The 17,338-nt window shown below is 67.8% G+C and carries 17 protein-coding genes; 9 read left to right on the top strand and 8 right to left on the bottom strand.

Going from position 1 to position 17,338, the window contains the following annotated elements; genetic code table 11:
* The first annotated feature begins 30 nt into the window (after nt 1-30).
* From zapE to EAH75_RS17355, 3 genes are all read left to right on the top strand, one after another.
* Complete coding sequence (gene zapE, locus EAH75_RS17365) at nt 31-1,149, top strand: cell division protein ZapE (protein WP_140653720.1); 1,119 nt, start codon at nt 31-33, stop codon at nt 1,147-1,149.
* Nucleotides 1,150-1,275: 126 nt separating this feature from the next.
* Nucleotides 1,276-3,105: a putative bifunctional diguanylate cyclase/phosphodiesterase gene (locus tag EAH75_RS17360; protein ID WP_241668985.1), complete on the top strand. Its 1,830-nt coding sequence runs from the start codon at nt 1,276-1,278 to the stop codon at nt 3,103-3,105.
* 76 nt (nt 3,106-3,181) lie between these two features.
* On the top strand, nt 3,182-3,574 hold the full coding sequence (locus EAH75_RS17355; RefSeq protein ID WP_140653718.1) for a peptidase C13: 393 nt from the start codon (nt 3,182-3,184) through the stop codon (nt 3,572-3,574).
* A gap of 36 nt (nt 3,575-3,610) precedes the next feature.
* Here the strand turns inward: EAH75_RS17355 and EAH75_RS17350 are convergent, their stop codons facing one another.
* The 3 genes from EAH75_RS17350 to gpmA all read right to left on the bottom strand — a co-directional run bounded on the left by EAH75_RS17350 (nt 3,611) and on the right by gpmA (nt 5,382).
* Complete coding sequence (locus EAH75_RS17350) at nt 3,611-4,156, bottom strand: DUF1453 domain-containing protein (RefSeq protein ID WP_140653716.1); 546 nt, start codon at nt 4,154-4,156, stop codon at nt 3,611-3,613.
* Nucleotides 4,157-4,254: 98 nt separating this feature from the next.
* The gene (locus EAH75_RS17345; protein WP_140806356.1) at nt 4,255-4,626 is read right to left on the bottom strand and encodes a cupin domain-containing protein; all 372 of its coding nucleotides are present in this window, start codon (nt 4,624-4,626) and stop codon (nt 4,255-4,257) included.
* Between the two features lie 12 nt (nt 4,627-4,638).
* Nucleotides 4,639-5,382, bottom strand: coding sequence for a 2,3-diphosphoglycerate-dependent phosphoglycerate mutase (gpmA, locus tag EAH75_RS17340; protein WP_140806355.1), 744 nt, complete (start codon nt 5,380-5,382; stop codon nt 4,639-4,641).
* Between the two features lie 143 nt (nt 5,383-5,525).
* Between gpmA and EAH75_RS17335 the strand changes: the two genes are divergently transcribed.
* Nucleotides 5,526-6,185 (top strand): hypothetical protein, encoded by a 660-nt coding sequence (locus EAH75_RS17335; RefSeq protein ID WP_140806354.1) that lies wholly within the window; start codon nt 5,526-5,528, stop codon nt 6,183-6,185.
* A gap of 109 nt (nt 6,186-6,294) precedes the next feature.
* On the opposite strand, the gene hemF is transcribed toward EAH75_RS17335, so the two are convergent.
* The gene (gene hemF, locus EAH75_RS17330) at nt 6,295-7,197 is read right to left on the bottom strand and encodes an oxygen-dependent coproporphyrinogen oxidase (protein ID WP_140806352.1); all 903 of its coding nucleotides are present in this window, start codon (nt 7,195-7,197) and stop codon (nt 6,295-6,297) included.
* A 146-nt stretch (nt 7,198-7,343) separates the two neighbouring features.
* Nucleotides 7,344-8,036, bottom strand: a complete 693-nt coding sequence (locus EAH75_RS17325; protein WP_140806351.1) for a YdcF family protein — start codon at nt 8,034-8,036, stop codon at nt 7,344-7,346.
* A gap of 160 nt (nt 8,037-8,196) precedes the next feature.
* On the opposite strand from EAH75_RS17325, the gene EAH75_RS17320 reads away from it, so the two are divergent.
* The 5 genes from EAH75_RS17320 to EAH75_RS17300 are packed head-to-tail and all read left to right on the top strand — an operon-like array spanning nt 8,197 to nt 13,827.
* A complete protein-coding gene (locus EAH75_RS17320; protein ID WP_140653705.1) occupies nt 8,197-9,390 on the top strand; it encodes a beta-ketoacyl-[acyl-carrier-protein] synthase family protein in 1,194 nt (397 codons plus the stop codon).
* Complete coding sequence (locus EAH75_RS17315; protein ID WP_140653703.1) at nt 9,387-10,175, top strand: beta-ketoacyl synthase chain length factor; 789 nt, start codon at nt 9,387-9,389, stop codon at nt 10,173-10,175. Before EAH75_RS17320 ends, EAH75_RS17315 begins: the two co-directional genes overlap by 4 nt.
* Nucleotides 10,172-10,927, top strand: coding sequence for a glycosyltransferase family 2 protein (locus EAH75_RS17310; RefSeq protein ID WP_140653700.1), 756 nt, complete (start codon nt 10,172-10,174; stop codon nt 10,925-10,927). The genes EAH75_RS17315 and EAH75_RS17310 overlap by 4 nt, the downstream gene beginning before the upstream one ends.
* A gap of 4 nt (nt 10,928-10,931) precedes the next feature.
* Entirely contained in the window at nt 10,932-12,191 is a 1,260-nt protein-coding gene (locus tag EAH75_RS17305) for a cation:proton antiporter (RefSeq protein WP_140653697.1), read from the top strand.
* Nucleotides 12,192-12,246: 55 nt separating this feature from the next.
* Nucleotides 12,247-13,827, top strand: a complete 1,581-nt coding sequence (locus EAH75_RS17300) for an NAD(P)/FAD-dependent oxidoreductase (protein WP_140806350.1) — start codon at nt 12,247-12,249, stop codon at nt 13,825-13,827.
* 11 nt (nt 13,828-13,838) lie between these two features.
* On the opposite strand, the gene fabG is transcribed toward EAH75_RS17300, so the two are convergent.
* From fabG to EAH75_RS17285, 3 genes are read right to left on the bottom strand one after another with little or no spacing between them, the layout of a single operon-like run.
* Nucleotides 13,839-14,576, bottom strand: coding sequence for a 3-oxoacyl-ACP reductase FabG (gene fabG, locus EAH75_RS17295; RefSeq protein WP_140653692.1), 738 nt, complete (start codon nt 14,574-14,576; stop codon nt 13,839-13,841).
* A 19-nt stretch (nt 14,577-14,595) separates the two neighbouring features.
* Complete coding sequence (locus EAH75_RS17290) at nt 14,596-15,030, bottom strand: phosphotransferase (protein ID WP_140806407.1); 435 nt, start codon at nt 15,028-15,030, stop codon at nt 14,596-14,598.
* Nucleotides 15,014-17,338, bottom strand: a complete 2,325-nt coding sequence (locus EAH75_RS17285; protein WP_140806349.1) for an MMPL family transporter — start codon at nt 17,336-17,338, stop codon at nt 15,014-15,016. Before EAH75_RS17285 ends, EAH75_RS17290 begins: the two co-directional genes overlap by 17 nt.

Below are 17,338 nucleotides of genomic sequence, written 5' to 3'. Positions count from 1 at the left end.
GATCATTCCCCTCCCAGACCTGTCCGCTCCATGAGTGAAACTCCACCGCTCGCGCCCAGTGCGCGTTACCAGGAAGGCGTCGCCGCGCATCGCTGGGAATCCGATCCCACCCAGCTGGCGCTGTTGCCCGAGTTCGACCGCATGCACGCAGCGCTTTGCGTCGAACCGGCCGTCGACGGCAGCCTGTTCGGACGGCTGAAATCCCTGCTCGGCAGCGATCCGCCCGAAGCGGTACCCGGCTTGTACCTGTGGGGCACGGTCGGTCGGGGCAAGACCTTCCTGATGGACCTGTTCGTGGCCAGCCTGCCGCACGGCATCGCACTGCGCCGGCACTACCACCGCTTCATGGGCGAGGTGCACCAGAGCCTGCGCGCGCTGGGCGATCGGCAGAGCCCGCTGATCGAAGTCGCCGCCGGTATCGCCGAACGCTGCCGTGTCCTGTGCCTGGACGAGTTCCTGGTCAACGACATCGGTGACGCGATGATCCTGTCCGGCCTGCTCGACGAGCTGTTCAAGCGCGGCGTGAGCCTGGTCACTACCTCCAACACCGCACCAGCCAACCTGTATCGGGACGGCCTGCAGCGCGCGCGGTTCCTGCCCGCGATCGCGCTGATCGAGCAGCACTGTCATGTGGTCGAGATGGCTTCGTCACACGACTGGCGCCTGCGCGCGCTGACCCAGGCGCCGGTCTATCTCACGCCGCCTGGCGCCGAGGCGCATCGCGCGCTGGAGCGCATCTTCGCCGGCCAGGCCAGCGGCACGGTGCAACTGGACGGCGTGGTGCACATCAACGGCCGCGATATTCCCTGTCACAAGCACGCCGACGGCATCCTGTGGTTCGACTTCGCCGCGCTGTGCGAAGGCCCGCGCGCCGTGGCCGACTACATCGCGCTGGCGAAGGCCGGCCCCACCATCATCATTGCCAACGTGCCGCAGTTCACCGCCTACAGCGACGACGCAGCGAAGCGCTTCGTGCAATTGGTGGACGAGTTTTACGATCGTCACGTCAAGCTGGTGCTGTCCGCCGCCGCGCCGATCACCGCGCTCTACGACGGCGAACGCCTGCGCGCCGAATTCGGCCGCACCGAATCGCGGTTGATCGAGATGCAGAGCGAGGAATACCTCGCGCTGCCGCACCGGGCGGAATGATCGCCCTGCAGCCGTCAGCCCTTGTGGCACGCACTTCCCACCAACATTCCGTTGCGGCGCCCCCGGTACCGCAGTAGCCTGCCAAAACGCAATGACGCGGTTCCCTGGCTGAGGAGGAGGCTGGCGATGCACTCGACCACGGAATGGGGCCCGGGCTCTGCGTTGAATGCATTGCAGGACGATGCGATGAAGGGTGCTTCGGCAACCACCTCCCTTTCGACAGACGAGCAGTTTGCGGTACCCGGGTTCGACGCCGTGGCGCGACTGGCCGCCGGCACGCTCAAGGTGCCGCTGGTCTCGCTGATACTCAGCGGTGGCGATGCGTTCTGGTTTACCAGCGACCCGCGCGGTGCCGCACAAGCCGTGCCCCAGCTGAACGGGCTGTACCTCGATGCGGCACGACGCAGCACCGCGCAGGTGGTGCTGGATACGCGTGGCGACGAGCGCTTCACTCACGCCACGCTGGCGATCGGGCTGGTCTCGGCACCGATCCGCTTTTTCGCCAGCGAACCGGTGTTCACGCTCAGCGGGCAGCAGGTTGGCGCCTTGTGCGTGATGGATCACGCGCCACACACGGATCTGGGCGAAGCCGAACGCGCCGCCCTGCGCGATGCCGCCGCACTGGCCGGCACCAGCGTGGTGCTGGGCAGCTACATCGGCCGTACCGACCCGGTGACGCAGCTGCCGCACCGCAACGCCTTCTTCGGCGATCTGCACGAGCAATTTCACGATGGCGTGGGCCACGTCTGGCTCACTGCGATCGAGGTGGCCCCGGTCGAGCGCTTCAACGCCTTCGTGCGCGCGATGGGGCATGCCTATGCCGACGAGCTCATGCGCGGCGTGGCCGAGCGGATCCGGTCCTGGCTGACGCCCGGCATGCGGCTGTACCAGGTTGGCGTGACCCGTTTCGCGGTGCTGCTGAGCAATTCGCATGGACTGCTCGACACCGGCCGGCTGGACGATCTGGTGGCACGTCTGCGCCAGCCGTTCGAGTGTCTGAGCATCCCGCTGACCATCCAGCCTGGTGTCGGTCTGCTCAAGGTCGACGAAGCCGAACTACGCACTGGTGACCCGCTGCGACTGGTGATGAGCGCCTCTCACGAGGCCCAGCACAGCGAGAGCGGCTGGGCGTTGTACGACCGTGACCAGGACGAGCGGCACCGGCATGAGTTCTTCCTCGTCACCGAGCTGGCCGCTGCGCTGACCGAACGCACCGAGCTGGATCTGCACTACCAGCCGCGCATCGATCTGGACACCGGCCGCAGCGTGGCGGTGGAGGCGCTGGCCCGCTGGCAGCATCCCACGCTCGGGATGGTGCCTCCGACCGAGTTCATCCGGCTGGCGGAGTCGGCCGGGCTGATGCGCTCACTGACCCAGTGGGTGCTCGACCATGGCGTCGCCCAACTTGCCGCCTGGCGGCGCGAAGGACACGACATCCAGCTGTCGCTCAACGTCTCCAGCGCCGATTTCGGCGCCGATCTGGTCACCCGGCTGGAGGCTGCGGCGTCGCGCCACGGGGTGAATCCGCGCCTGCTGGAGCTGGAGTTCACCGAAAGCACGCTGATGCTGCACAGCGACGCCACGCGCAGTCATCTGGCGGCCATCCGCCAGCTGGGCACCGGCATTGCCATCGACGATTTCGGCACCGGCTACAGCAATCTCAACAGCCTGCGTCAGATGCCGGCCACTTGTCTGAAGATCGACCAGTCGTTCGTGCGCGCCATCGATGCGAACCCCCACGACGCGGCCATCGTGCGTTCGGTGGCCGACCTCGCGCGCGACCTGGGCTTTCGGGTGGTGGTCGAGGGCGTGGAAACCCAGCGCGTACTCGACGCCGTACTCGGCATGTCCTGCGACGAGGTGCAGGGCTTTCACCTGGCGCGCCCGATGCCTGCGCGAGCCCTGCCCGGCTGGCTCGCAGGCCATTCGCCGGCGACCATCCGCCGCTCCCGCTGAAACAGCGCGAGATGGAAGCTGCGGCCCGGCAGGTGCGAGCTGCTAACGTGCAGGCGAACTACCGCCGGAGCCACGCATGTCCATCATCCTCACCCTTGCCCTGCTGCTGGCTGCGCCGAGCGGCGGCCATGACGACGGTTTCGCCGCGCGCGTGCTGCGCGGCCGGCTGGTTGAAGCCGGCCCCACTGGCGCGGCCTACCAGAAAGCGCTGTGGCAGCAGATCAACGACTCGGCCGCCGCCGCGCTGAAGGGATGTATCGCCAGCCATGCGCCGGCGGACAAGTCGCCATTCACCGTGGTCGCCAACGTGCGTCCCGATGGCAAGCCCGAGCAGGTGGTGGCACAACCGGCCACGCCGGTCGCCAGCTGCTTCGGCGACTGGCTGGCCACGAACACACTGCCGCAGCCGCCTGCGCTGGCGTCGGAGCCGGTCTATCCGATCGAGATCGACGTCAGCATCGTGCCCTGAGCTTGCCGCACGGCCAGCGGCCGGGCCGGGATCAGCTCACACCGGCTGCAGCCGGGCTTGCTGGAAGCGGCGGTGATGGATCAGCAGGCCGCTGAAGTAGACGACGTAGTAGCCGACCAGCAGGCCGATCACCAGCATGGTCAGCGGGCTGGCGGCGTAACCCATCGGCGACATGTCGGACGCACCTGCCGTCGTCGCCGGGGCATGCTGCATCTGCGGCAGCAGCACCAGCAATCGCCAGGCCAGCCGGCCGAGCAGCAGCACCGTGAGCAGTGCACCGATCCACGGATTGGGCACGTAGCAATCACCCTTGAGCGGGTCGACCTCGAAGCGGGTCAGGCGCAAACCGAACCCGCCGAGCACACCACCGATCAGGATGCCACCCACCAGCCCTTCGGCCAGTTCGATCTTGTGCAGCCCGCTGAGCGCGAGCACGCCGCCGAGGATCGAGAACACCACGATGCGGAAGATCATCCGCTTGCGCTGGATCGGTTGCCGGCCGAACTGGCGGCTCACCCGTCGCCATACCACCCAGGCCAGCAGCGGCAGCATGATGAGGTATTGGGTCAGATGGACAGGCATCGGCAGCGCCATGTGGTGAAGTGGGTGCAGCTTAGTCGAGCGCCTCGCAACTGGCGACTGACGTTTGTCACCCGTCGATCAGGCGCGAGAAAACCCGCTCAGGCGCTGCCCAGTTGCTCGGCCAGCGAACGCGTCCGTGCCGTCACCACGTTGCCGGTGTGCAGTGTCGACTTGCGCTCGATCAGCATCACACAGCATTCCTGCGCAGCCATCGGATTGTGCCGGACGCCCCTGGGCACCACGAACATCTCGCCTTCGGCAAGCTCGACCGCGCCAGCTTCCATCTCGATGCGCAGCTGGCCGCTGAGGATCAGGAACATCTCGTCCTCGTCCTCATGGCTGTGCCAGCCGAACGTGCCCAGCACCTTGGCGACCTTGATGTAGGAGTCATCGACCTCGCCCACTACCCGCGGCGACCAGTAGTCGGTCAGCGCGGCAGCGGCGTCTTTCGGTGAAATCACTTGCGACATGACTGCTCCGTGCTACTTCGCCTTGCCCTGGTTCGCCACCGCGGCCATCTTCGCCGCGATCGCGGCGGCGTCACCGAGGTAGTAGTGGCGCAGCGGCTTGAGGTGTTCGTCGAACTCGTACACCAGCGGCACGCCGTTGGGGATGTTCAGCTCGACGATCGCCTCGTCGGACATGTCATCCAGATATTTGACCAGCGCGCGCAGCGAATTGCCGTGCGCCACCACCAGTACGCGCTGACCGGCGCGGATCGCCGGCGCCAGCACTTCGTGCCAGTACGGCAGCACACGCTCGACGGTGTCCTTCAGGCATTCGGTGTCGGGAATCTCTTTCGGGTCGAGCGTGGCGTAGCGCGGGTCGTGCACCGATTCGTTGGCGCTGCGCTCAAGTGGCGGCGGCGGAATATCGTAGCTGCGGCGCCAGATCTTGACCTGCTCCTCGCCGTACTTCGCCGCCGTCTCGGCCTTGTTGAGGCCGGTGAGCCCGCCGTAATGGCGCTCGTTGAGACGCCAGTCGGTGATCACCGGCAGCCACATCAGGTCCATCGCGTCCTGCACGCCCCACAACGTGCGCACCGCGCGCTTGAGCACCGAGGTATGCGCCACGTCAAAAGCAAACCCTTCGGCCTGCAGCAGCCGCGCGGCCTCCTGCGCCTCGGCTACACCCTGCTCGGTGAGGTCGACATCGGCCCAGCCGCTGAAACGGTTGTCGAGATTCCACTGGGATTGGCCGTGCCGGATCAGTACAAGCTTGTGCATGAATGCGCCCAACGCGATGAGGTGAACCGGGAATGGTGCAGGCCCGCCATGGCATCGTCAAATGCAGCCCCTGCCACAGGTCATGCTAAACCCGTTGCGCGGGGGCGGCATCCTATGCCCACTACCCACTTACGGAGATTGCCATGCGTCGTTTTTCGACGGTTCTCATACTCGCCGCCTTCACGCTGGGCCTGCCGTTGCTGGCGGCCGCGCACGATGACGACATCGACAAGATCAACGGCACTGCACGGGTGGAGGCCGGCCAGCACGCAGGCGATGTCAGCTCGGTGAACGGCTCGGTGGAAATCGGGAACAACGCCATCGTGCAGAAGGCCAGCACGGTCAACGGCTCGGTCGAGCTGGGTGACAAGGCGCAGGCCAGCGAACTGGGCACGGTCAACGGCGCGATCACCCTCGGCCGTGGCAGCCAGGTCCGCGGCGAGGTCGAGGCCGTCAACGGGCGCATCCAGCTTGGCCAGGGCGCCGACGTGGGCGGCAAGGTCGACAACGTCAACGGTGTGATCGAACTCGACGCCGCGCACGTCGGCGGCGGCATCGAGACCGTCAGTGGCGACATTACCGTTGGCGCCAACTCGCGCGTCGAGGGCGGCATCCTGATCGACAAGCCGCATGGCTGGTTCAGCGGCAACAGTCGCACACCGGTGGTGGTGATCGGCCCGCACGCGGTGGTGCAGGGCACCCTGGAGTTCCGCCGCGAGGTGGTGCTGAAAGTCAGCGACAGCGCGCAGATCGGCGCGGTGAAGGGCGCCACGCCGGTGAAATTCAGCGGCGCCACGCCGTAAGTTTGCGTTCCATCTGTGCGAGCGACTTCAGTCGCGGTGCTCTCCGCAACGAAGTTCAGCAGCATCGCGACTGAAGTCGCTCGCACAAATCCCGTGCCCGGACGGGTTCTTATACCCAGTCACGCGGCTTGAGATAATCGGCCAGTCGCGACTCGGCCGAACCCGGCTCCGGCGTATACGCGTATTCGAAGCGCACCCGCGGCGGCAGGCTCATCAGGATCGACTCGGTGCGCCCGCCGGACTGCAGCCCGAACAGCGTGCCGCGGTCGTAGACCAGGTTGAACTCCACGTAGCGGCCGCGCCGGTACAGCTGGAACTCGCGCTCGCGCTCGCCGTAAGAGGTGTCCATGCGGCGCGTCACGATCGGCCCATACGCATCCAGAAAGCCTTCGCCGACCGCACGGGTGAACGCGAAGCAGCGCTCGAAACCACCCTCGTTCAGATCGTCGTAGAACAGCCCGCCGATGCCACGCGTCTCGTCGCGATGTTTCAGGTAGAAGTATTCGTCGCACCACTTCTTGTAGCGCGGATAGACGTCCATACCGTACGGCCCGCACAGGTCACGCGCCACCGTGTGCCAGTGCCGCGCATCCTCGTCGTGCGGGTAGAATGGGGTCAGGTCAAAGCCGCCACCGAACCACCACACCGGCTCCACGCCTTCCCTGCTGGCCTCGAAATAGCGCACGTTCGCATGCGTGGTCGGCACATGCGGATTCTTCGGATGCAGCACCAGCGAGACGCCGGTGGCGATGAAGCTGCCGCCGGCCAGTTCCGGCCGGTGCGCGGTGGCGCTGGGTGGCAGCTGGGTGCCGGACACGCGCGAGAAATTGACCCCGGCCTGCTCGAACACCGCGCCATTGCGCAGTACGCGGGTGCGCCCGCCGCCGCCCGCCGCGCGCTGCCACGCGTCCTCCTCGAAGTGCGCCGTGCCATCGAGCTGCTCGATCGCCGCGCAGATGCGGTCCTGCAATCCGCGCAGGAAGGTTTCGGCAAGATCGGCTTGCTGGCTCATCGTCTGACTCGTCGATTCGATGCGGCAGCTTAGCAAGCCATCCGGCCCGGCGGCTGCGGCGAGACGCCACGTGCACCGACGACAACCGCCCCGCCAGGGAGCGGCGCGGATCGCTGCAACCCGGCAATGCGCGCGACCCGCTTTGATCAGCTGATCCGCGCACGCATCCGTCGATGCCCGATCAGCTGCGCCCAGCGCAGGCCCAGATCAATCCACATCAGGTAGCTCGCCTCGAGCAGCAGCAGGCCGAGATAGCGTCGGTGCCGCGGCAGTGCCGGCTCGGCGGCCACCGGCAAGCCGGTAAAGCCGAGCCGGCGCGCCAGCAACAGGCAGCGGGCGAGGTGATAGCGACTGGTCACCAGCGCCACCGGCGGCAAGCCGGCGTCGTTCGCCTGCGCCAGCAGCAGGCGCCGCGCATGGCGCAGGTTCTCCAGCGAATCGACCGAGTCCTGTTCCAGCTGCACCCGCACATGGCCGGGCAGGCCATGCCGTTGCAGCCAGGCATGGCCGGCGCATGCTTCGCTGCGCTGGCCACCACTGCAACCACCGAGCAGCAGTACATGATCGACCTGCGCTTGTTGCGTCAGCATCAGGGTACGGCTCAGGCGCTGCTGATAATCGTGTTCCGGCGCATCGCCTTCGAGCCGGCGGCCGAACACCAGCGCGATCATCCGCCGCGGTGGCACCAGCGGACTGCGCGCGGCAATCCGGCAGACGTGGATCAGGTAAGCCAGCCAGACCAGGCCCGCGCTCAATACCAGCGCCAGCACGGTCACCACCGCGGCATGCTGCACATCGCGGTCGCGCAGGTAGCGCCAGGTACGTCGGTTCGATGGCATGGTTGACCGCTGTGCGATGACGAGCATGTCAGTCTAACCGGCCGGTGTTCGCGGCGCGTTCATGCCGCCATGACCACCATGCATCACCGCCTGCGGACGGGTCGGCTGCAGGCTAGGCAAGCTGCAGGGTGACCGCTAGGCTTTCGCGATGCCCTTTCCGATGACACCACTCGCGGTCACCGCGTACACCGCCACGTCCGCCATCGGCAGTGGCCTTGCGGCGCAGCTCGATGCGCTTCGGCATGCCCGCAGCGGATTGCGCCCGAACGACATCAGCAGCGTGCCGCTGGCCTGCTGGATCGGCCGTGTCGACGGCGTGGAAGACGCCGCGCTGCCCGCCGCGCTCGCCAGCTGGGATTGCCGCAACAACCGGCTGGCCTGGCTGGGTCTGAACCAGGACGGCTTCCTCGAACGGGTGCGCGCGGCGCGCAGCCGCTACGGCGCCGCGCGCGTCGCGCTGCTGCTGGGCACCTCCACCGCCAGCATCGGCGCCACCGAGGAAGCCTATCGCCGGCTCGATGCCGATGGCGGTTTTGCCGACGACATGCTGCGGCCGATGATCCACACGCCTCATTCGCTGGCCGCCTTCGTCGCGGCCGTGCTGGAACTCGAAGGCCCGTGCCTGACCATCTCCACCGCCTGCTCGTCCAGCGCCAAGGTGTTCGCCAATGCCGAGCGGATGATCCGGCTCGGCCTGGTCGATGCGGCCGTGGTCGGCGGCGTCGATACCCTGTGCGACAGCGTGCTGTTCGGCTTCAACGCGCTGGAGTTGGTGTCGTCTGCGCCCTGCCGGCCGTTCGATGCAGCGCGCGACGGCATCTCGATCGGCGAGGCGGCCGGCTTCGCCCTGCTGGAGCGTGCCGAGCTGGCGCCGGACGCGCCGCAACTGCTCGGCTACGGCGAGGCCAGCGATGCGCATCACATGTCCACCCCGCATCCGGAGGGGCTCGGCGCCGAGCTGGCACTGAACGACGCGCTGGCCCGCGCCGGCCTGGATGCGGCGCAGGTCGATTACATCAACCTGCACGGCACCGCCAGCCAGAAGAACGACGAAGTGGAGGCCGCACTGGTCAGTCGCGCGTTTCCGCCGCGCACGCGGGCCAGCTCCACCAAGGGTTTCACCGGCCACACGCTGGGCGCCGCCGGGATCGTGGAGGCAACCATCGCGTTGCTGGCGATCGAGCACGGCCTGATTCCCGGCAACCTCGGCGGCGCCACGCCCGATCCGGTCTGCGGCGCGCAGTTCGCCTGGCGCAGCGAGCAGCAGCGCGTCGACGTGGCGCTGAGCAATTCGTTCGGCTTCGGCGGCAACAATGCCTGCCTCGCGTTTGCGCGCGCGGGATTTGCCGCATGAGTGCGTCGCGTGTGTACGTGGAAGGCATCGGCCTGTGGTCGCCGCAGCTGGCCGACTTCAGCGCCTTGCAGACCCTGCTGGCCGGCGCCATGCCGACGCCGCCGGTGCGGCCCGCCGCCGCCACGCTTCCGCCAAACGAACGTCGCCGCGCGCCGGAAAGCGTGCTGCTGGCGGTCGAGGTGGCCGGGCAGGCGGTGGCGATGAGCGGCCGTGATGCCGCCACGCTGGCCTGCGTGTTCGCCTCCTCGCACGGCGATCAGCCGATCACCGATTACATGTGCGCCACGCTGGCGCAGGCGCCGACCGAGCTGTCGCCGATCCGTTTCCACAATTCGGTGCACAACGCACCGGTCGGCTACTGGACGATCGCCACCGGTTGCCATGCGCCTTCCACCGCGGTGGCCGCACAGCGCGCCAGTTTCGGCGCCGGCCTGCTCGAAGCAGTCAGCCAGGTGCTGGCCGAACAACGCGCAGTGCTGCTGGTCTGCAGCGATACCGCCGGCAGCGGGCCGCTGGACGAAGTCACCGGCTGCCGCCAACCGTTCGGCTGCGCGCTGGTGCTGGCGCCGCGGGCCGGTCCGTCGACACTGGCGCAACTGGACCTGCGGCTGACCGCGGCAAGCCCCGACACGCCGCTTGACGAGCCGCTGGCCGGCTGGCGTGCCGGCAATCCTTCGGCGGCGGGCCTGTCGTTGCTGGCCCTGCTGGCCGGCGGGCCGGGTCACTGCCAGCTCGCGGCCGCCGCTACACTGGGATTGCGGATCGACATGGAGAACGTCGCTTGAACACTGCTGTCGCGCGCTGGTGCGTGCTGATTCCCTGCCTCAACGAAGAGGCCGCGATCCGCTCGGTGGTCGAGTCCGTGCTCGCGCTGGGCGCGCCGGTGATCGTGATCGACGATGGCTCGAACGACCGCACCCCGGAGATCGTCGCCAGCCTGCCGGTGACGCTGCTGCGCCACACCGAACGCTGCGGCAAGGGCGAAGCCCTGCGGCGCGGCTTTCGCGAGGCGCTGCGGCAAGGCTACGACGCCGTACTCACCATGGACGGCGACGGCCAGCATCTGGCCAGCGACATCCCGCGCATCGTGGCTGCCGCCGCGCAATACCCCAACCACATCGTGATCGGCGCGCGCCTGCTCGATCGCGAGCAGCAGCCCAAGGGCCGTCGTCGTGCCAATGCGGTGGCCGATTGGGGCATCTCCTGGGCGTGCGCGCAGCCGATCGCCGATACGCAAAGCGGTCAGCGCTGGTATCCGCGCCCGGCACTGGATCTGGTCGACCTGCCGGCGGAGAACTTCGTGTTCGAGGCGGCGATCCTGATCGTCGCTTCGCGCGAGAAGAAACTCGGCGTGGTCTCGGTGCCGATCGCCTCGCGCTACCACGGCGAATTCCGCCTGAGCCACTTCAATCCGGTCGGCGACGTCACCCGCATCACCACGTACACCATCGGCCGCGTTATCCACTACGGCAACTTCATCGCCAGCTATCGCCGTTCGCGCGCCGCGCCAATCGTCATCACCAACGTGACCGGCTGACGCCATGGGCCACGCGCTGCTGCTGGTGCAGTTGGTGGTGATTCTGCTCACCGCGCGCGGGCTGGCCTGGCTGCTGCGCTGGATCGGCCAGCCGCCGGTGATCGGCGAGATGATCGCCGGCCTGGCGCTGGGCCCGCTGGTGTTCGGTGCACTGGCACCGGCGTGGCAGGGCTGGCTGTTCGCGCCGGCCAGCCTGCCGGCACTGGACGGACTGAGCCAGATCGGCCTGGTGCTTTTCATGTTCATCGTCGGTGCCGAACTGCGTCTGCCCGGTGGCGTGCGACAGACCTTGCGCGCGGCCGGCGCGGTCGGCGGCCTCGCGGTGGCGCTGCCGATCGGCCTGGCCCTGCTGATCACGCCGATGCTGCATGCGCGCTACGCGCCGGCCGGCATTGCGTATTGGCCATTCGCGCTGTTCATGGCCGCGTCGATGGCGATCACCGCGATGCCGGTGCTGGCGCGCATCCTGAAGGATCGCCATCTCACGCACACGCCGGTAGGCCAGCTCGCGCTCACCGCGGCGGCGATGGCCGACGTGCTGGCGTGGATCCTGCTCGCGCTCACCGTGGCGCTGATCTCCGCACATGGCGACTGGACACCGTTCTGGCGCAGCGTGCTCGGGGTCGGCGCGATGCTGGTGCTGTGCTTCGGCGTGCTGCGTCCGCTATTGCGGCGCTGGCTGGCGCGGCATGCGACGGATGGACGCCCTGCCGGCGGCGTGCTCGCCGTGCTGCTGATCGGCGCGCTCGGCTGTGCCGCCATGACCGAGTGGCTGCATCTGCACGCCGTGTTCGGCGCGTTCGTGTTCGGCCTTTGCCTGCCGCGCGACGACGCACTGCTGGCCGGGCTGATCGAGCGGCTGGAACACGTCGCAGTGATCGCGCTCATGCCGGTGTTCTTCGCGCTGACCGGCCTCAGCACCAGCGTCGATGCGTTCCACGGCGAGGCGCTCGGCGCGTTCGCACTGATCCTCGCGGTGGCGGTGGTCGGCAAGGTATTCGGCGGCGCGTTGGGCGCGCGCCTTGGCGGTCATGGCTGGCGCGAAAGTTTTGCGGTCGGTTCGCTGATGAATGCGCGCGGCATGGTCGAACTGATCGTGCTGAAGATCGGCCTCGATGCCGGCGTGATCGGCCGCGAGATGTTCACCCTGCTGCTGCTGATGGCGATCGTCACCACCATGATGACCACGCCGATGCTGCTGTATTTCAGCCATCGCCGACGAGGCACCACCCCGGCGAACTCACGCCACCCCAACCTGCACTGAGCCACCATCCACTGCCTGCGACATCCGCAACACGCACCCTGGAGCCTGCGCCTGCATGAGCGAGACGACGCACGAAGCGGTAATCCTCGGCGGTGGACTGGCCGGCCTGTGTCTGGCGCTGCAGCTGCGCGGCGAATTTCCGGACATGGACATCCTGGTGCTGGAGCGTAATCACCACCCTTTGCCGGCCGCCGCACACAAGGTCGGCGAGTCGACAGTGGAGATCGGCGCGCACTACTTCGATCACACGCTGGGCCTGCGCGAGCACATGGATACAGCGCACATCCGCAAGTTCGGACTGCGCTATTTCTTCTCCGACGGGCGCGACGACGTCCACAACACCACCGAGCTGGGAGTCAGCCGGATCCTGCCGATTCCGAGCTACCAGATCGACCGCGGCATTTTCGAGAACTTCCTCGGCGAGGAAGCGCGCCGACGCGGCATCGACTTCCGCGACGGCGCCACGGTCAAGGGCTTCACCGTCGGCGAACACGGCGCGACACACACGGTGCGCTTCATCGACGCAGACGGCGAACACACCGCCGGCGCGCGCTGGCTGCTGGATGCTTCGGGCCGCGCGGCGCTGCTGCGCCGACGCTTCGAGCTGACCCTGGACAACGGCCACCATGCCAACGCGGTGTGGTTCCGCATGGGTGCGAAGCTCGACATCGATAGCTGGACCGACGACGCCGACTGGCGCGGACGTGTTTCACCGCCGGAGCGCTGGCGCTCGACCAACCACCTGATGGGTGCGGGCTACTGGGCGTGGCTGATTCCGCTGGGTTCGGGCGCGCACTCGGTGGGCATCGTCACCGACGCGGCGATGCATCCGCTGGAGGGCATGCGCGATTTCGAACTCGCGCTGGCATGGCTGCATGCACGTCAGCCGGCGATGGGCCGCGCAATCGCCGCCGAGCGCGACAGCCTGCTCGACTTCCGCTTCCTGCGTGACTACTCGCACAGCAGCAAGCAGCTTTTCTCGGCCGACCGCTGGGCCCTGACCGGCGAGGCCGGCACCTTCCTGGATCCGTTCTATTCGCCGGGCAGCGACTTCATCGCCATCGCCAACACATACATCGTGGCGCTGATCGGTCACGACCGCGCCGGCCGCAACATCGCGCCGTACGCACACTTCTACGAGAAGCTGTTCTTCTCGTTCTACGAGAACACGCTGGCGCTGTTCCGCGACCAGTACCCACTGTTCGGCAACGCCGAAGTGCTGCCGGCCAAGGTGATCTGGGATTACGCCTACTACTGGGGCGTGTTGTGCCAGCTGATGTTCCAGCAGCGGCTGACCGATCTGAACCTGCTCGGCGACATGCGTCCCGAACTGGAGCACGCCCAGGCATTGAACACGCGCATGCAGCAACTGTTCCGCCAGTGGCATGCCGCCGGCGGCGGGCAGAGCCGGCGCGAAATGCTGGACCAGTGCGCACTGACGTGGTTTGCCGAGCTCAACGCCTCGCTGACCGACCCGCTGGACGACGCCGGCATCCGCACGCGGCTGCGCGACAACGTGCGCCTGCTGGACGGCATCGCCGACGCACTCACGCTGCAGGCCGGCGGCGCCGATGCGCGCCTGCGTGCGCCACTGTCGGGCCAGCCGCGACCACCGCTGTTCAACGCGGCAGCCTGACGTCGGGACAATCAGCCCATGCCGCCGTTGACGCCGATCAGCTGGCCGTTGATGTAGCCGGCGGCATCCGAGCACAGGAACGCGACCAGCGCGGCGACTTCCTCCGGCTTGCCGGCGCGCTGCGCAGGCACCAGCTCGCGAATGCGCTCCGGCGGAAACGCCGCATCGGCCATGCGGCCTTCGATCACGCCGGGCGCGACCACGTTGACGGTGATGCCGCGCGAGGCCATCTCGCGTGCCAGCGACTTGCTGGCGCCAACCAGCGCGGCCTTCGCCGCCGCGTAGTTGGTCTGGCCGCGATTGCCCAGCTGCGCGGCGGCCGAGCCGATCGAGACGATGCGGCCGAAACGCGCGCGCGCCATCGGCAGCAGCAGCGGCTGGGTGACATGAAAGAAGCCGTGCAGCGAGACGTCGATCACCCGGTGCCACTGCTCGTCACTCATCCCCGCCATCGGCGCGTCGTCGTGGATACCGGCGTTGTTGATCAGCGCATGGATCGGCCCTTCGGACAGCAGCACGTCCAGCGCGGCACGGGTCACCTCCGCGTCGGTGACGTCGAACGCCAGCGCCTGCGCACTGCCGCCAGCTGCGCGGATCGCCGCCGCGGTCTCCTCGGCTCGGGTCAGGCTCTGGTGGCCATGCACGATCACCTGCCAGCCGGCAACGGCGAGCGCATGGCAGATTGCGCCACCGAGTTCGCCGCTGCCGCCGGTGACGAGTGCGCGACGTGAAATCATGGCTTCGGACATGGCGGGACTCGCTTGATGATCAGATGACGGGATGGATGACCGCGGCGCGGCCGCTGGCGAGCAGCCGGCCGCGGTGTTCGACGCGGAACGCGTACTGTGCACCGCCATCGTCGGCGTAGAGGCATTCGGCATGGACGTCCAGATGGCCGTCCAGCCGATCGATGTATTCCTCGAACAGCTGCACGTCGCGCAGGCTGACCAGTCGGCCGGGACGTACTTCCCTGCTGGCGTGCGCGCGCGCCTGCAGGGCACCGTGCACCGCCATCGCCTGTGCGCCGTATTCGGCCAGATGCACCGCGTGCAAGCCTTGCGTGCCGCGCAGCGGGTTGTCGGCACGTACATGACTTTCGCTGATCGCGTGGATCGTGCGCTCATCCCACACCTGCACCGCATCCAGCAGGCACATCGTGCCGGCGTGTGGAATCAGCTGCGCCCAATCACTCTTCGGAAGCATGCGCATGCGGCGCCATCAGGATCGACAGGCAGAAATGAAACGCCACGCCCAGGCTCACCGTAAGCCCGATCGCGCGCAGCACCGGGATCGTGGCCCACGCCAGCATGCCGAACACCAGCAGCGCGGACAGCACGCACACGATGGTGGCGTGCAACGTGCGCCGCTGCTCGGCCGGATCGCCGGTATCGCGCTCGAAGAACAATGCGTAATGCAGGCCCAGTCCGCCGGCGAGTATCAAGGCGACCAGGTGGAACAGCGAGATCTCGACGCCGGCCACGCGCTCCACCGCCAGCACCAGGAACGTCGCCAGGGTCATCGGCGCCAGCACGTGCCAGGCGCGACGCAGGCTGCGCAGCGCGAACGTGATGGTGAACACCAGCAGGATCGCGGCGACCAGCAACGCCTGCAGGATGCGCGTGCGGTAATCGACCACCAGCGATTCGCTCGCTGCCTTCAGGTCGAGCAGGCGCACCGTACCGTGGGTGTTTTTACCGAGCGCCTGCAAGGCAGCCACATCGTGCACGCCGCTGACCGTGCCCAGGCCGAGCCAATGCCCGTCGCGCTGCAGCAGCATCGCGTCGAGGCGCTGGCCCAGCGGCGTCTGCGCGTAACGCTCGGGCGTCAGTGGCGGCAGCGCGCGCGCCGCCTGCACGTCGTCGAGGAACGGCTGGAACAGATCGGGGCGGAACGGCAGACCCTGCAAGGCTTCGTTCAATGCCTTCCGCAAGATGGCCGGGTCCGGCAACTGTTGTTGACGCGTGCGTTGCCGCGCCACCGTCGGCAGGTAACGCGATGGCAGTTCCAGCGCATCGACTGCATGTTTTGCCACCAGCGCGTCGACCTGCGGCTGCAGTTTTTCCGACAGCGCCAGCACGCCCTGTTCGGTGGACGCCTGCAACACCAGCAGATAACGCACGTCCGGTGCGCCGAGTGCCTCGCGCAGGCGCGCGTCGTGCTGCAGCATGGCCTGCGGCAAGGGCGTCAGCGCCGCGAGGTTGTTCTGCCAGAACGGTCGCGGCGCGACGGCCAGCATCAGCACGATCGCAGCGGCCACCAGCACGGGAATCCAGCGCGGCCGCGGCAGACGGTCGACGAACGCGCGCGCCTGCGCCAGCCAGCGCATGTCAGCCACGTCGCGCACGCGCCGCGGCAGCAGATGCGGCAGCAGATAACGCGTGCTGAAGCCGGCGACCAGCAGGCCGACGATGGTGAACACCGCCAGCTGCTTCAGCCCATTCACGCCCGATGCGTAAAACGCCAGATAGGCGATGCACGCCGAGGCGATCGCGGTGAGCAACAGCGGCCACAGTGCGCGCACGCTCTGCACCGCATCCTCGCCCGCGCGGCGATGGCTGAGCACGCGGATCGGGTATTCCTGCGCCACCCCGAGCAGGGTGAAGCCGAACGCCAGGGTGATCCCGTGCACTTCGGAAAACGCCACGGTCAGCGCGGCAATGCCGGCCAGCGCGGCGCTGGCGATCGGCAGCGCCGACAGCAGCAGCGAGCTGAAGCTGCGATACGCCAGCAGCAGCAGCGCGATGAAACCCACGGTGGAGATGCGCCCGATCCAGTCGGCCTGATGCCGCGTCTGCGCGCCGACCACCACGCTGAAATAACCCGGCCCGCTCAGTTCGAGTTTCGCACCGGCACTGCCGGGCAACGCATGAAACGCCTGCTGGATGCCGTCGATCGCCTGCTGTTGCGCGCCCGGATCGAAGCCGGCAGCGACCGTCTGCACCAGCAGCAACGCCTCGTTCTGCGGCGAGAACCACACGCCCTCGCGCACTTCCGGCGATTTGGCCGGTGCCCACAGCTCGGCGAGCTTCAGCATCTCCAGCGTGGGATCGCGCGGCAGCAGACCTTTCAGCAGGCTGGCGGCAGGCGAGGACAAATCGTCCAGCCGCTGCTGCAGCTGGTCGGCCAGATACACCTCGTCCAGCGGCTGCGTATCCAGCGTCGGCGACAGCAGGTAGCGATACGGCAGCAGGCTGGCGTCGAGTGCACCGAGGTCGAAGCTGCCGTTGAGTATCTGGCTGTAGCGCTTGTCGTTCTTCAACGTCGCGGCGATGCCCTGGCTCAGCGCGGCCAGTTGCGCGTCGGACTGACCGGAGATGGATAGCAGCAGCAGGCGCGAACCCGGCCCGTCACCGACCTGCTCCATCAGCAAACGCTGATCCGGCGTGGTCGGTGCCGGCATGAAGCTGCGCAGATCGGTGCTGATCTTCAGACGCTGGCTGACCATCCAGCCGAGTCCGGCCAGCGCCAGCAGCCATACGATCAGCAGCGTCGCGCGGGCGCCCCGGCGCAT

This window comes from Rhodanobacter glycinis, from assembly GCF_006438785.1.
Lineage (GTDB): Bacteria > Pseudomonadota > Gammaproteobacteria > Xanthomonadales > Rhodanobacteraceae > Rhodanobacter > Rhodanobacter glycinis_A.
Note: the sequence above shows the minus strand (reverse complement) of the source record. Positions and strands in the feature narration are given on the sequence as shown.